The 12,983-nt window shown below is 71.2% G+C and carries 15 protein-coding genes; 5 read left to right on the top strand and 10 right to left on the bottom strand.

Features of this window, described 5'->3' with window-relative positions:
• Window positions 1-3 precede the first annotated feature (3 nt).
• From AC0L6Y_RS11585 to AC0L6Y_RS11565, 5 genes are all read right to left on the bottom strand, one after another.
• A complete protein-coding gene (locus tag AC0L6Y_RS11585; RefSeq protein WP_473552520.1) occupies window positions 4-783 on the bottom strand; it encodes an enoyl-CoA hydratase/isomerase family protein in 780 nt (259 codons plus the stop codon).
• Complete coding sequence (locus tag AC0L6Y_RS11580) at window positions 780-1,958, bottom strand: CaiB/BaiF CoA transferase family protein (protein ID WP_473552517.1); 1,179 nt, start codon at window positions 1,956-1,958, stop codon at window positions 780-782. Before AC0L6Y_RS11580 ends, AC0L6Y_RS11585 begins: the two co-directional genes overlap by 4 nt.
• Window positions 1,958-3,010: an NAD-dependent epimerase/dehydratase family protein gene (locus tag AC0L6Y_RS11575; protein ID WP_473552514.1), complete on the bottom strand. Its 1,053-nt coding sequence runs from the start codon at window positions 3,008-3,010 to the stop codon at window positions 1,958-1,960. Before AC0L6Y_RS11575 ends, AC0L6Y_RS11580 begins: the two co-directional genes overlap by 1 nt.
• A gap of 28 nt (window positions 3,011-3,038) precedes the next feature.
• Window positions 3,039-4,094: a dihydrodipicolinate synthase family protein gene (locus AC0L6Y_RS11570; RefSeq protein ID WP_473552512.1), complete on the bottom strand. Its 1,056-nt coding sequence runs from the start codon at window positions 4,092-4,094 to the stop codon at window positions 3,039-3,041.
• A gap of 76 nt (window positions 4,095-4,170) precedes the next feature.
• The gene (locus AC0L6Y_RS11565) at window positions 4,171-5,613 is read right to left on the bottom strand and encodes a hypothetical protein (RefSeq protein WP_473552509.1); all 1,443 of its coding nucleotides are present in this window, start codon (window positions 5,611-5,613) and stop codon (window positions 4,171-4,173) included.
• Between the two features lie 430 nt (window positions 5,614-6,043).
• Here AC0L6Y_RS11565 and AC0L6Y_RS11560 point away from each other — a divergent pair, with 430 nt between their 5' ends.
• Complete coding sequence (locus AC0L6Y_RS11560) at window positions 6,044-6,760, top strand: hypothetical protein (protein WP_473552507.1); 717 nt, start codon at window positions 6,044-6,046, stop codon at window positions 6,758-6,760.
• Here AC0L6Y_RS11560 and AC0L6Y_RS11555 read toward each other — a convergent pair.
• Entirely contained in the window at window positions 6,747-6,944 is a 198-nt protein-coding gene (locus AC0L6Y_RS11555) for a DUF3073 domain-containing protein (RefSeq protein ID WP_473552504.1), read from the bottom strand. The genes AC0L6Y_RS11560 and AC0L6Y_RS11555 overlap by 14 nt on opposite strands.
• 114 nt (window positions 6,945-7,058) lie before the next feature.
• On the opposite strand from AC0L6Y_RS11555, the gene AC0L6Y_RS11550 reads away from it, so the two are divergent.
• Window positions 7,059-8,180: an FAD-dependent oxidoreductase gene (locus AC0L6Y_RS11550; protein ID WP_473552502.1), complete on the top strand. Its 1,122-nt coding sequence runs from the start codon at window positions 7,059-7,061 to the stop codon at window positions 8,178-8,180.
• An 18-nt stretch (window positions 8,181-8,198) separates the two neighbouring features.
• Here the strand turns inward: AC0L6Y_RS11550 and AC0L6Y_RS11545 are convergent, their stop codons facing one another.
• A complete protein-coding gene (locus AC0L6Y_RS11545; RefSeq protein ID WP_473552500.1) occupies window positions 8,199-8,579 on the bottom strand; it encodes a fluoride efflux transporter FluC in 381 nt (126 codons plus the stop codon).
• Window positions 8,576-8,965: a fluoride efflux transporter FluC gene (locus AC0L6Y_RS11540; protein WP_473552497.1), complete on the bottom strand. Its 390-nt coding sequence runs from the start codon at window positions 8,963-8,965 to the stop codon at window positions 8,576-8,578. The genes AC0L6Y_RS11545 and AC0L6Y_RS11540 overlap by 4 nt, the downstream gene beginning before the upstream one ends.
• A gap of 69 nt (window positions 8,966-9,034) precedes the next feature.
• On the opposite strand from AC0L6Y_RS11540, the gene AC0L6Y_RS11535 reads away from it, so the two are divergent.
• Together AC0L6Y_RS11535 and AC0L6Y_RS11530 are read left to right on the top strand one after the other, a co-directional pair.
• Entirely contained in the window at window positions 9,035-9,676 is a 642-nt protein-coding gene (locus AC0L6Y_RS11535) for a hypothetical protein (RefSeq protein ID WP_473552495.1), read from the top strand.
• A 191-nt stretch (window positions 9,677-9,867) separates the two neighbouring features.
• A complete protein-coding gene (locus AC0L6Y_RS11530) occupies window positions 9,868-10,641 on the top strand; it encodes a MerR family transcriptional regulator (RefSeq protein WP_473552493.1) in 774 nt (257 codons plus the stop codon).
• Here the strand turns inward: AC0L6Y_RS11530 and AC0L6Y_RS11525 are convergent.
• Entirely contained in the window at window positions 10,617-10,745 is a 129-nt protein-coding gene (locus AC0L6Y_RS11525; RefSeq protein WP_473552491.1) for a hypothetical protein, read from the bottom strand. The genes AC0L6Y_RS11530 and AC0L6Y_RS11525 overlap by 25 nt on opposite strands.
• On the bottom strand, window positions 10,742-11,392 hold the full coding sequence (gene yczE, locus AC0L6Y_RS11520) for a membrane protein YczE (RefSeq protein WP_473552489.1): 651 nt from the start codon (window positions 11,390-11,392) through the stop codon (window positions 10,742-10,744). The genes AC0L6Y_RS11525 and yczE overlap by 4 nt, the downstream gene beginning before the upstream one ends.
• A 71-nt stretch (window positions 11,393-11,463) precedes the next feature.
• On the opposite strand from yczE, the gene yczR reads away from it, so the two are divergent.
• On the top strand, window positions 11,464-12,891 hold the full coding sequence (gene yczR, locus AC0L6Y_RS11515) for a MocR-like transcription factor YczR (protein ID WP_473552487.1): 1,428 nt from the start codon (window positions 11,464-11,466) through the stop codon (window positions 12,889-12,891).
• Window positions 12,892-12,983 lie beyond the last annotated feature (92 nt).

The raw sequence follows: 12,983 nt of genomic DNA, 5'->3' as shown, positions 1-12,983 counted from the left end.
TCCTCAGCGTCCGGAGAACTCGGCGGGTCGTTTGGCCAGGAATGCGGCGACCCCTTCGGCGCCGTCCTGGCTGGCGAAGAGCCGGAGCAGCTCGTCGGTCTCGAGCTCGTCGCCCGGCGCCGGCCACGACGGAGCGGATGCCGCCGCGATCGCGCGCGAGGCCGCGGCGAAGGCGAGCGGCGCGCCCGTCAGCGCCTGGGCGGCAAGCCGATCGAGCTCGGTCTCGAGTTCGGCATCGGGCGAGAGGAAGGACACGAGTCCCCAGGCCTCGGCGGTCTCGCCGTCCAGGGCCTCCGCCGTCAGGATGAGTCGTCGTGCGCGAGCGGCGCCGACTGAGCGGGTCAGGCGCTGCGTGCCGCCCCAGCCGGGGATCAGGCCGAGTCGGGTCTCGGGCAGCCCCAGGCGGGCCGTGGTCGAGGCGACGACGAGGTCGCAGGCGAGGGCGATCTCGAGGCCGCCTCCGAAGCACGAGCCTCGCACGCCGGCGATGACGACGGCGTCGAGGGTCTCGATCGCCCGACACAGGTCGCGCGCGCGTCGCGTGTAGGCGTCGAGGCGGCCGAGCTGCTCGGCGGGTTCGGCGTAGGAGCGCACATCGGCCCCCGCGCAGAACGACGCGCCCGCGCCGATGATCGTGACGACGCGCGCACGACGCGCCTCCGCGATCGCGCTCTCGAGCTCGTCGAGCATCGCGGGCGTGACCGAGTTCCGGGCCGCGGGGCGATCCAGCGTGATCGACAGCCGATCACCGCTCCATTCCGCCCGGACCCGCCCGTCGGTCATGCCACGGCCCCGCTGGCGAGAAGCGAATCGATCTCGTCCGCGTCGTAGCCGAGGTCGCTCAGCACGCTCCGCGTGTGTGCGCCGAGCTCCGGCGGCGCCGTCCGGATTCCGGGTCGCACGCCGTCGTACATCACGGGGTGCTTCAGCGTGCGGATCGTTCCCGCGCGGTCGTCGTCGTAGGAGTCGAAGGAGTCGTTGTGGTTGACCTGCGGGTCCGCGATCACCTCGTCGTATCCGTTGACGGGCGCGAACCACATCCGGTGCTGGTTCAGGTGCTCCGACCACTCGGCGGTGGTGCGCGTGGCGAGGTGCTCCGCCACGCGTGCGTTGACCGCGTCGCGGTGCTCGAACTTCGCATCGAGCGGAACTCCTGCGAACCACGGGTCCTCGAACACCCGCTCCAGGGCGTCGAGGGCCGTGAGCGAGATGCAGAGGTGTCCGTCGGCGGTCGCGAAGACGCCGTACGGTGCGGTGTAGAAGGGCGACGAGACGCCCGTCTCGGATCGGCTCCCGACGAAGCCGTTCAGGGCGTACGCCAGCGGTTCGATCTGGAGGTCGAGTGCCGCGTTCAGCAGGTTCGACTCGACCCGGGTTCCGCGACCGCTGCGCTCGCGACCCTGGAGCGCCGCGAGGATGCCGAAGGCGCCGAGCACGGCGGCGTGCTGATCGACGACGCACGCGCCGACGGGCGTCGGTGCGGAGTCCGCGCGTCCGGTGGCCATCGCCAAGCCCGAGAGGGCCTGCACGAGCACGTCCTGGCCGGGGCGATCACGGTAGGGGCCGTCGGAGCCGTAGCCGGACAGCGAGGCGTAGATCAGGCGCGGGTTGAGCTCGGTGAGCTCGTCCGGGCCCAGTCCGAGCTTGTCCATAGTTCCCGGGCGGAAGCTCTCGATCAGCACATCCGCGTCGGCGAGGAGTCGACGCACCATCGCGATTCCGTCGGCGCTCTTGAGATCCACGACGATGCTGCGGACGTTGCGATTCCCCAATGAGAAGAAGGGCGACACCCCGTTCAGGAACTTGTCGGGACCGGTCCACGAGCGCTCGAATGCGCCGCCGTGCGGTTCGACCTTGATGACATCGGCGCCCAGGTCGGCCAGGAGCTGGCTCGCGGACGGTCCTTGGAGGAAGTGGGTGAAGCTGACAACCCGCGTACCCGAAAGGAACTGGTGCATCAAAAGACTCCGTCTCGTATCTGGAACTTGCTGGGCTTGCCGTACAGGGGCTTGTCGTTTGCGACCCAGTCGGCGACCCAGCGGATCATGTGGTCGACGGAGACGACCGGGTTGCCGAGCTCCGCGGCGGCCTGGTCGCAGTTGACGAACAGGACCGAGTCGCTCTCCTCGCCTTCGAAGATCGGGTCGACGCCGAAGATCTCGCCGAAGGCCTGCGCCACGCGTCGCACCGAGACCGTCTCCGGGCCGCCGATGTTGATCGGCGTCGCCGGTGTCGTGACGCGCGTCAGCAGCCGCGCGAAGTGGTTGAGCGCGTCGCCCTGCCACTGGATGTTGACGTTCCCGGTGGCGAGCGGGATCGGCGTGCCCGAGGCGACCCAGGAGGCGATCTCCTGCAGCACGCCGTAGCGCATGTCGATCGCGTAGACGAAGCGCACGATGCGGCCCGGGGTGCCGTGGAGTTCGGAGAAGTACTGGAAGGTGCGCTCGCGTCCGACCACCGAGTTGGCGTACTCGCCGGGCCGGGCGAGCGGCGCGTGCGTCTCGTCCACGCCGCCGCGGCGCGGGTCGGACCACGGATAGACGTGGATCGTGGACAGCGCCACGATGCGCGAGTCGCGGAAGGCGTCGGCGACGTAGCCGGGCACGAGCGTGTTCATCGCCCAGAGGAATCCCTCGCGGCCGCGGAAGTCGAACTTGAGCCCGGCCATGTAGATGACGTTGGGCAGCTTGGGGAGCGCGTCGACCGCGTCGCGGTCGAGCAGATCGGCCTTGATCGCTTCCACGCCGACGGCCTCGAGCGCCTCCGCGGAGCCCGGGTCGCTGAACCGCGCGACGCCGACGACGCGCTTCTCGGGCGCCGCGCGCTTGATGAGCCGCGCGAGGCCGAGCCCCATCTTGCCGGCCACCCCGAGGATGATGACGTCGCCCTCCAGCTCGGCGAGTTCGCGCACGGTCTCCGGGGTCGGTCGTGACATGAACTCGTCGAGCGCTGCGACGTCCGCGAACCGTTCCGGGAGCGAGTCGAAGGTCAGCAGTTCGGTGTTCGTCATGATGTCCTGTTCTTGTGTTCGAAGGTGGTCAGGAGAGCCAACGGTCGAGGCCCTCGCGGACGAAGTCGTCATCGCTGAGATCCGCATGCACCCGCAGCACCCGGTCGATCTCGGCGGCCTGCCCGGGAGAGAGCGTCTCGGCCGGGTCGAGGCACCAGGTTCCGGCCATCAGCCCTTGTCGGCGCAGGACCTCGTGGCAGCCGGGGATGCACCCCGCGAACGCGTTCCGCGCGTCGTAGATCGCGGCGTTGGAGTCGGTGACCCGCGAATCCAGTGCGAGCAGCTCGCTCGGCACCGGGGCGCCATCCGCGAGCGCGCGGACGCGGTCGAACTGCTCGACCGCGGTGCGGGTCCACACGCTCCAGTGGCCGAGAAGGCCGCCGCGGACGCGCACGGTGATGTTCTCGCCGTCGCGCGGAACCGAGAACGGCTGCAGCAGATCGAGGATGATGTGGTCGTCGTTGCCCGTGTACAGCGTGATGCGGTGCTCGGCGCGCGCTTCGACGACGCCGCGGACGATGTCGTAGGTGCGGTACCGGTCGAACGGCGCCATCTTGATCGCCACGACGCTGGGGATGGCGGCGAACTCCCGCCAGAATCCGCTCGAGAGGTGGAATCCGCCGACTTCGGGCAGCAGGGCGAACCCGATGAGGGGCATCACCTCGCCGACCCGCCGCGCGTGGTCCAGGATGTCGGCCTCGGGGCGATCGCGCCAGGCCGCGACGTTGAGCAGGACGGCGGTGTATCCAAGTTCGCGCGCGGTCTCGGCCTCGGCGATCGCCGCATCGGTGTCGCCCGCGACTCCGGCCACCAGGGCGAGCCCGCGGTCGGTCCAGGCGTGCGCGGTCTCGGAGGCGAGCGCGAGAACGTCGCGGTAGAGGCCGGCGGCGCGAATTGCGAACTGCGTCGTGTGCACGCCGATCGCGATGCCGCCCGCCCCCGCGTCGAGGTAGTAGCGGGTCAGAGCGCGCTGATGCGTCTCGTCGATGCGCCGCGCCTCGGTGAGTGCGAGCGGGTGCGCGGGGAGCACGGTTCCGCGGCGCAGGAGGGCGAGAGCCGCGTCGGCGGCGGGAGGAGTCGTCATCGACTGGACCTTTCGTTGTGCCGATTGAAGCATGAACACGGGCGCGTGCGCAACCGATTGTTCATTGGCCGTCGCCTCACGTCGGGTTCGAGGCGGTTCCGGTCCCGTCGGCGATGCGCGCCGCGCTCTCCGGCGTCAGCGCGGCCGCCGGAGAGATGTCCGGCTCGGGGGCGGTGCCGAAGGGCGCCGCGAGCGCCGAGGTGACGTCGAGCATGCCGCCGACGATGCGAAGCCGCGCTCCGGCGCCATCGCGGCGGTAGAGATCCGGATGCGCGGCGAGGCAGCGTCCCGGCAGGTCGTCTCCCAGGGGCGCGAACCGAGCGAAGTAGTGGTGGCCGTTGCGCTCGATGTGGCCGAGCCCCATCGCCGAGGCCACGACCAGGTCCTGCGCGACGGTCAGCGGGGGAACGGTGCTCAGGTCCTCCGCCGTGATCACGGTGCGCCGATCGGGGCGGCGTTGATGCTCGACGAGGGCGGCGTTCGCCAGGCCGCGGAAGACGCCCTTGCAGCCCTTGTAGGTGCCTCCGGCGTATCCGAGGTCCATCGCGCGACGGACCGTGCCCTCGTCGTCGTCCGACTCGTCGATGATGATCGGGGCGAGCCGGCCGACTTCGGCCAGTGCGTCGGCCGCCGCCTCTCCCACGGCGACGGACCGGTGCAGCGGCTGCTCGACCGCGTCGAGCCGATCCCGGAACTCCGCGAGGCGAGGTTCGGACCAGAGCGTGTCGATCCACGAGACCAGGGCATCGGCGGTGTGCATCGACTCGTTGCCGTCGATCGTGAAGCGGGGCTCGATGTCGGCGCTGCGGCAGACCTCAAGGAGTCGCACGACGCGATCGATGTCGGCGTCGGCTTCACCGCTGGTCTTGAGCTTGAAGTGCGTGACACCGGACGCGCGGATCGCCGACTCGACGCTGACCGGCAGGCCGTCACCCGGGTCGAACTCGACATCCGCGTCCGTGAGGGGGTCCGCGAGTCCGACGGTGTGCCGCACCGCGATGGTCGTGCGCCTCGCCGCGCGCCGACGCTCCAGCCCGGTCAGCTCCGGGTGGATCGCCGCCGCGTCGAACCCGAGCGCGCCGGTGTCGAGCGCATCCGAGAAGCTGAGCCCCTCGGCCCGGCACCACGCGTTGATCGTGGCGCGTTCGATCAGGGAGACTCCGAGTCCGGTCACGAGTCCCGACCGGTCCGTCGGGGCGTTCTCTCGGGCCAGCCGGTCGAGGCGCCGCGAGAGCTGGAAGACGTCGGGTGCGGTCAGGCCGCGCGCCTGCTCGGCGGCGTCGAGGATCGCCTCAGCGAGTTGGCGGGCCTCGTCGGGGAACGGGAGCGCCGCGTCCTTGATGAACCACTTCGGGGGGAGGTGCTCGCTCGCCCAGCCGTCGTGCTCGCCGTGCTCCGTGCGGAGCCGCACCTGCACCATCACGTGGGGTGCTCTCGTCATCTCGGCGATCCCGTAGCGGAACGGCAGCCGTGTCTCGATCGCCGCGACCCGTGCGTCAACGTGCGTGATCGTGGGCATGGTCACCATCCTGTCTGGGTTCTTCGGATCGCGGCGGTCGACCGCGGCCCGCGGGGGTGCGGAGGTCGCCGCCGAGGTTCTGCTCACCCCCGAGGTGGCGGGCACGGCGTCGTCGAGCTTCGTCGGCGGTCGCGCGCCAGCGAAGGATTCGGTGGCGCGCGACCGCGCGTGGAACGGCCTTCCCACAGTGTGGCAAATCGATTGCGCATGCACAAGCGGTGCGCCTCGTCGGAGCGTTCGCCGGCTAGATCGTCCTCGCCCGCGCAGGCCCCTTGCGCAGACCCCCTGCGCAGACCCCCGGCTCAAAGTCGGAGCGCAGCCGACCTCGTCCACGACTCGTGGACGAGGGGCGCGATTCTCCGACTTTGGGCGCGGGTGCGCGGGACCTCTGGCCCTACGGCTCTGCTTGGCGCATCCGTAGCGTCGCGGTATGAGTACCCGACTCGGAGATCTTGCGAGTGCGATGCTCGTCGCAGAGCACGCGCACGGTCGACGCGCCGCACACGCGGCGCACACGGAGCACGGCTTCGCCACACGGTGGGTGATGGTCGTCTCAGGGGCAGAAATCATCGGGTTCGCGATTCCCGCACTCGCGGGAATCCTCGTCGCCACCCTCGCGGCTCCACCCCCGATCGCGCTTACCACGCTGATCGCCGCGGGGGTGGCTGAGGGGGCGCTGCTCGGAACCGGGCAGGTGCTGGGCTTCGGACGCCGCGCCCGCATCCGCGCCGGGCGCTGGATCAGCGCGACCGCGGCCGGTGCCGCGCTCGCCTGGGCGATGGGCATGTCGCTGAGCCTCGGCGGCGTCTTCGACCAGACCCCGGAGCCGCTCACCGTGGTGCTGCTCGTCGTCGGCGGGCTCGCCCTGGTCGCCACGATCCCGACCCTGCAGTGGTTCTTCGCGCTGCGCGACCGACCGCGCAGCGCACGATGGATCCCGATCAGCATGGCCGCGTGGACGGCCGGCCTGACCTGGACCCTCGCCCCGTTGATCGTCGTCGACGAGAGCACGCCGATGGGGCTCCTGATCGCGATCTATCTCGCCGCGGGCGCGATGATGGCGCTGACGAGCGCACTGATCACGGCGCCGTGCGCACGCAACCTTGCCGAGCACGCGCCCGGCACGACTCGACCTACGCGGTCTTGAACTGACCTGGGTCGTACTCGTCGTCGTCGGACGCCGAGTATTCCGGCCACTTCTCGAGGTCTTCTTCAAGCCGCGAGTTGCCGCCGAGTTCCTTTTCGAGCGCACCGTAGTTGGTGTCGGGGCTGAAGTACTTCAGCTCGCGCGCCACCTTGGTGTGCTTCGCCTTTTGACGGCCGCGCCCCATGCGTGACCCCCTCTGATTCGAGTTATGGCAATGGTTGAAAACTGCCCAAAAGTCTAACACGTACCCCATTTGGGGAACGACTGGTGTCCACCTGCGCCGACTAGTCTTGACCGCGTGACCGAGCCCAAGTACGACACCTCAGTGGTCGTGATCGGTGGCGGTCAGGCGGGACTGTCCACCGCATTCTACCTGCGCCGCCTCGGCCTTGACCCCGGCAACGACTTCGTCGTGCTGGATCGCGGACCCGGCGCCGGCGGTGCCTGGCAGTTCCGCTGGGAGGCGCTGCGTCTCGGCTACGCGCACCGCGTCAACGACCTCCCCGGCATGGACGAGCTCGGGCTGAGCTTCGACACCGCCGATCGGCACGCCCCCGCCAAGGAGATCGTCGCCGACTACTACGGGCGCTACGAGGAGCACTTCGGGCTGCAGGTGGTGCGCCCGGCCGAGGTCACCTCGGTCACCCCGGAGCTCGACGGCCTCGCCGTGTCGTTCTCCCTCCCCGGGATCGACGAGGACGACGAGCCGGAGACCAAGACGGTGCGGGCGCCGGTCGTCGTGAACGCGACCGGAACCTGGGGGGCGCCGTTCGTGCCGTACTACCCCGGCATGAACACCTTCGCCGGTCGCCACCTGCACACCTCCGAGTACCGCAACGCGGAGGAGTTCCGCGACCAGGCGGTCGTGGTCGTCGGCGGCGGCACCAGCGCGATCGGATTCCTGATGGAGCTCGAGGGCATCGCCAAGTCGCTGGTCTGGGTCTCGCGCCGCCCGATCCAGTTCCTCGACTCGCAGGGTCTCGACCTCGAGGCGGGGGCCTCGGCCGTGGCGCTGCAGGACGCCGCCGCGCGCGAAGGCCGCGCCTTGCCGAGCATCGTCAGCACGACGGGCGTTCCGCGCAGTCGCCGCATCCAGGCGGGCATCGACCGCGGGCTGCTGGTCGCGCATCCGATGTTCGACAAGATCGAGCCGACCGGGGTGCGCTGGAGCAACGGCAGCTTCCGGCCCGCCGACGCGATCATCTGGTCGACCGGCTTCCGCCCTGAGCTGCGTCACCTCGCCCCGCTCAAGCTGCGCGAGAAGGAGGGCGGTGTCGTCGTCGGCGGCGGTGTCTCCTGGCGGAACCCGCGCGTGTTCTTCGCCGGCTACGGCCCGACCGCGAGCACGATCGGCGCGAATCGCGCCGGCCGCACGATCGCCCGCCAGGTGGTGGCGACGCTCAGCAAGCTCGGCGCCTGAGACGGCACCAGGGCGACGTTACGCCAGCGCCGCGAGGGTGAGCGCGAAGCCCGCCCCGGCGCTCGCGAGGCCGAGCACGAGGTTGCCGGTCAGGCTGACGATCGCGGCGCGCAGCCGGCGGCGCGACGCCAGCTGAAGCGTCTCGACGCTCAGCGTGCTGAACGTGGTGAGTCCGCTGGCGAAGCCGCCGAAGATCACGTACCGCAGCTCCGGGTCGATCGAGCCATTGGTGGCGAGACCCAGTAGAACCCCGCCGAGCGCCGAGCCGATCACGTTGACGGTCAGCACGGCCCACGGGATCCGGGCGCGCGGATGACTGAGCAGCACCGTCGTGCCGTAGCGGGCCAATGCGCCGAGCGCGCCGGCGCCGAGGGCCGCGGCGATCACCCAGCCGCTCATTCGGTCACCTGCAGCGGGGGCATCCGGCGCCGCGTTCCGATGCCCAGGCCGAGTGCGGCCGCGGCCAGCCCGAGCACCAGGGAGGTGCCGAGGTAGGCGACGGCGAGACCCCACTGCTCCGAATCGACGAGGGCGACGAAGGAGACCGCGAGCGCCGAGAAGGTGGTGAACGAGCCGAGCACGCCGGTGCGCAGGCCCGCCCGCGCCCAGAGCGGGGTGGACAGCTCGAAGCGCCCGACCAGCAGTCCGAGCAGGAACGATCCGGTGACGTTGGCGAGCAGCGTCGACCAGGGGAATCCGGCGTCGGCGTGGGGGAGGGCGGCGTCGAGCGCGAGACGCAGCCCGGTGCCGAGCGCGCCCCCCAGAAGCACCGCGAGGATCGTCACGCGCGCCAGCGTAGTCGCGTCGCTCCCCGCGAACCGGACGCGAGGCCCGCGCGCTCGTATGATCGGGCCGTGCCTTCCAACGCCCGACGCCGACGCTGGCCGTGGATTCTCGCGGCCGCGCTCGTGGTCGTCCTCGTCCCCGCCGCGCTCATCGCGGTGCCCATCCTCACCCACTCGAACCAGGGTCTGGCCAACCAGGACCCGACCGAGGATGAGTGGCCGACGCGGGTGACGGCCTCGGGTGACGACGGGCGCGACCGCGCGCTCGAGGTCGCCGCCTTCGAGTCGAGCGCGGCGGTCGACACGTCGTCGCTGGTGCCCGGCGATCAGCTCGTGGTGACGGGATCCGGCTACGACCCGGCGCGCGGCATCTATGTGGCGATCTGCCGCATCCCGGACAGCGCGGGCGAGAAGCCGGGACCGTGCCTGGGCGGGATCCCGACGCAGGAGCAGCAGGAGGTCGCCGAGGGCACCATCCAATTCGCGGCGAGCAACTGGGTGAACGACGACTGGGCGTGGCGGCTGTTCGGCGCGCGCTCCTTCGACGACCTCGAGACGGGCAGCTTCACGGCCTACGTCGAGGTGCCGGATCCGGTGGGCGAGGGCCTGGACTGCCGCGTCGAGGCGTGCGCGATCTACACCCGCAACGACCACACGGCGGCGGCGGACCGCGTGCAGGACCTCGCGATCCCGGTGGGCTTCGCCGACTAGCGCGCCGTTCCGCCGAGCCGCGCTGTCCCGTTGACGTGCGCCACCTTCGCGCAAAGTCGGAGAAACGGGCCGCGGATCCACGAGTCGTGGCTGAACTGCCCAGATCTCCGAGTTTGCGGAGCGCGGGATCGCGCGGCAGCGTCGGCGACGCGCTTGACCTTGACGCTGCGTCAACTTGTAGCGTCGGAGGCATGACAGCGGAAACCAGGGACTGGAGCATCCAGGAGGTCGCGCGCCTCGCCGGAACGACGAGTCGCACGCTCCGCCACTACGACGACGTCGGCCTCGTGCCGCCGAGTCGGATCGGCGCCAACGGCTACCGCTACTACGACGAGACCGCGCTCCTGCGCCTGCAGCGCGTGCTGCTGCTGCGCGAGCTCGGCCTCGGGATTCCCGCGATCGCGGACGTGATCGAGGGGCAGCGAGATGATCGCGAGGCGCTGCGCCGTCAGCTCGCCCAACTCCGGCAGGAGCAGGACCGGCTGGCGCGGCAGATCGCGAGCGTCGAGCACACCATCGAGACCCTGGAAGGAGGTGAACAGCTGATGGCAGAGGACATGTTCGACGGCTTCGACCACACCCAGTACCGGGACGAGGTCGAGCGGGAGTGGGGCGCCGAGGCGTACGCGACGAGCGACGCATGGTGGCGGGGCCTGGGCCGCGACGGCCAGGCCGCGTTCCGCGAGCAGGTGGCGGCGCTGAACCGCGACTGGATCGATGCCGCCGAGAGCGGCATCGATCCGAGCTCGGACGAGGCGCTCGCACTCGCCGAACGGCACGTGGAGTGGCTGGGGAGCACCCCGGGCATCCCGCGCACGGGCGATGCCCCGGCGAAGGAGTACGTGCTCGGGCTCGCCGAGATGTACGTGGCCGACCCGCGCTTCGCCGCGAACTACGGCGGCGCGACCGGCGCGGCCTTCGTGCGCGACGCGCTCGCCGCCTACGCGGCGAACCGGCTGTCGTAGTCGGGGTCGAAGGGGATCGCGCGGTAGCCGTCGTTCGCGACGACGACGACCGTGGCGATCATGGCCCACAGCGCGAGCGCGCCGAGGGAGAGGGCGATCATCATGCCGGCACCTCCTCTCGGGGCGACTCGAGCGGGCCCGGACGGACCGGCACCCGCAGCACCGGCAGCGTGACGCCGACCATCGGCCCGATCAGCAGCGCGAAGGCGAGCGTGCCGACGCCCACCTGGCCGCCGAGCATCCAGCCCGCCGTCAGCACCGTCACCTCGATGCCGGTGCGCACGACCCAGATCGGCCAGCCGGTGCGCGCGTGCACACCGGTCATGAGGCCGTCGCGCGGCCCGGGGCCGAGCCGCGCCCCGATGTAGAGGCCGGTCGCGACGGCGAGGAGGGCGAGTCCTCCCGCGAACACGATGCCCTGCTGCCACGGCACCGTCTGCTGGGGAACGAGCCAGAGGCCGAGTTCGGCGCTGGTGCCGATGAGGAGCACATTGAGGATCGTGCCGATCCCCGGCCTCTGCTTGAGGGGGATCCAGAGCAGCAGCACGAGCGCGCCGACGAGGTTCGTGACGAGCCCGAAGGGCAGCCCGGTCTGCCGGGCGATCCCCTGCCCGAGCACGTCCCAGGGTGCGACGCCGATGCCGGCGCGCACCATGACCCCGAGCGCGATGCCGTAGAGGACGAGCCCGACGAGAAGCTGCGCCCAGCGCCGGGTCCAATTCGCGGCGTCGGCCAGGATGCGTGCGGTCATGTCGCCAGTCAAGGACGCAATTGGACTGCAATCAAGATGCCAATTCTCGGTGCCTGGCGTAGGGTGGCCGGGTGACGTCGCTTTCGGCCCGTGCGCTGGCCTCTCTGCTTCGGGGGTGGCGCGATGCCGCCCGCGGTCCCGTCTATCAGGAGCTCGCCGACCGCATCCGGCTGCTGATCCTCGACGGACGCATCCCGCTCGGCACGCGGCTACCGGCGGAGCGCGAGCTCGCCCACCAGCTGGTGCTCAGCCGCACCACCGTGTCGTCGGCGTACGCCAGCCTGCGCGACGCCGGCTTCGTCGAGAGCACGCGCGGTTCGGGCAGCGTCGCGCGCCTGCCGCGGCACGACGAGCTCGACCCGGATCCCGACACCCCCGCCGGCTTCGTCGACTTCGGCAAGGCCATGCTGCCGGCCGTGCACGGGGTCGCCGGCGCCGCCGAGCGCGCCGTCGCCCACCTGCCGCGGTTCCTCGGCGAGTCCGGGTTCGACCCGCTGGGCCTGCTCGTCGCCCGGCAGGCGCTCGCCGAGCACTACACGGCGCGGGGCGTGCCGACCACGGCCGACCAGCTCATGATCACGGTCGGGGCGCAGCACGCCATCCACCTCATCGCGCGCACGGTGCTCTCGCGCGGCGACCGCGCCGTGGTCGAGGCGCCGACGTTTCCGCACGCGCTCGAGGCGATCCGCGCGGCGGGCGGTCGGCCCGTCCCGGTTCCCGTCTCCACCTCGGAGGGCTGGGATGCCATGACGCTTGAGCAGGTGTTCCCGCGCACCAGCCCCGTGCTCGCCTACCTGCAGCCCGAGAACCACAACCCGACCGGGCGCACAATGGACCCGGAGATGCGCGAGCGGGTCGCCCGGCTCGCCGCGCGGCAGGGCACCGTCGTCGTCGCCGATGAGACGATCGCGGGGCTCGGGCTCGTCGGCCGCCCCACCCCGCCGCCGTACGCGGCGACCGGGCCCGCCGTGTCGATCGGATCCCTCGGCAAGTCGGTCTGGGGCGGACTGCGCCTGGGCTGGATCCGCGCCGACCGCGAGTTCATCCAGCGCGCCGCGCGCGAGCGCTTCACCGGCGACCTCGGCACGCCGATCCTCGATCAGCTGATCCTGCTCGAGCTGCTCCCGCGCTACGACGAGATCCTCGCCGAGCGCCGGGCCGCGCTCACCCGCGGCCGCGACCAGCTCGCCGCGCGCCTTCGCGCCGCGATCCCCGAGTGGGAGGTGCCGCACACCGAGGGCGGCATCGCCAGCTGGATCAACCTCGGCGCCCCGATGAGCACCGCGCTCGCGATCGCGGCCCGCGCCGAGGGGCTCATCCTGGCGGCGGGTCCGCGGTTCGGCGTCGAGGGCGGCGTGTTCGAGCGCTTCATCCGGGTTCCGTTCACCTATCCGAGCGACGAGATCGACCGCGGCGTCGATCGCCTCATCGCCGCCTGGTCGCGCGTGCGCCGCACCCCCGCGATCGTCGCCGAGCCGGAGTACGCCCAGGTCGTCTGAGCGGTTTCCGGCGCGATTTCATCCCGTCGGAGTACAGTGCGCTCGCGCACGCTTGTGATACTGACTCAGGTGCACGGTGGCGTGCGCGCCCT

The sequence above is a fragment of the Pseudolysinimonas sp. 10J20-29 genome, from assembly GCF_055809595.1.
The sequence above is the reverse complement of the archived record's forward strand: the minus strand, read 5'-3'. Positions and strand labels throughout refer to the sequence as shown.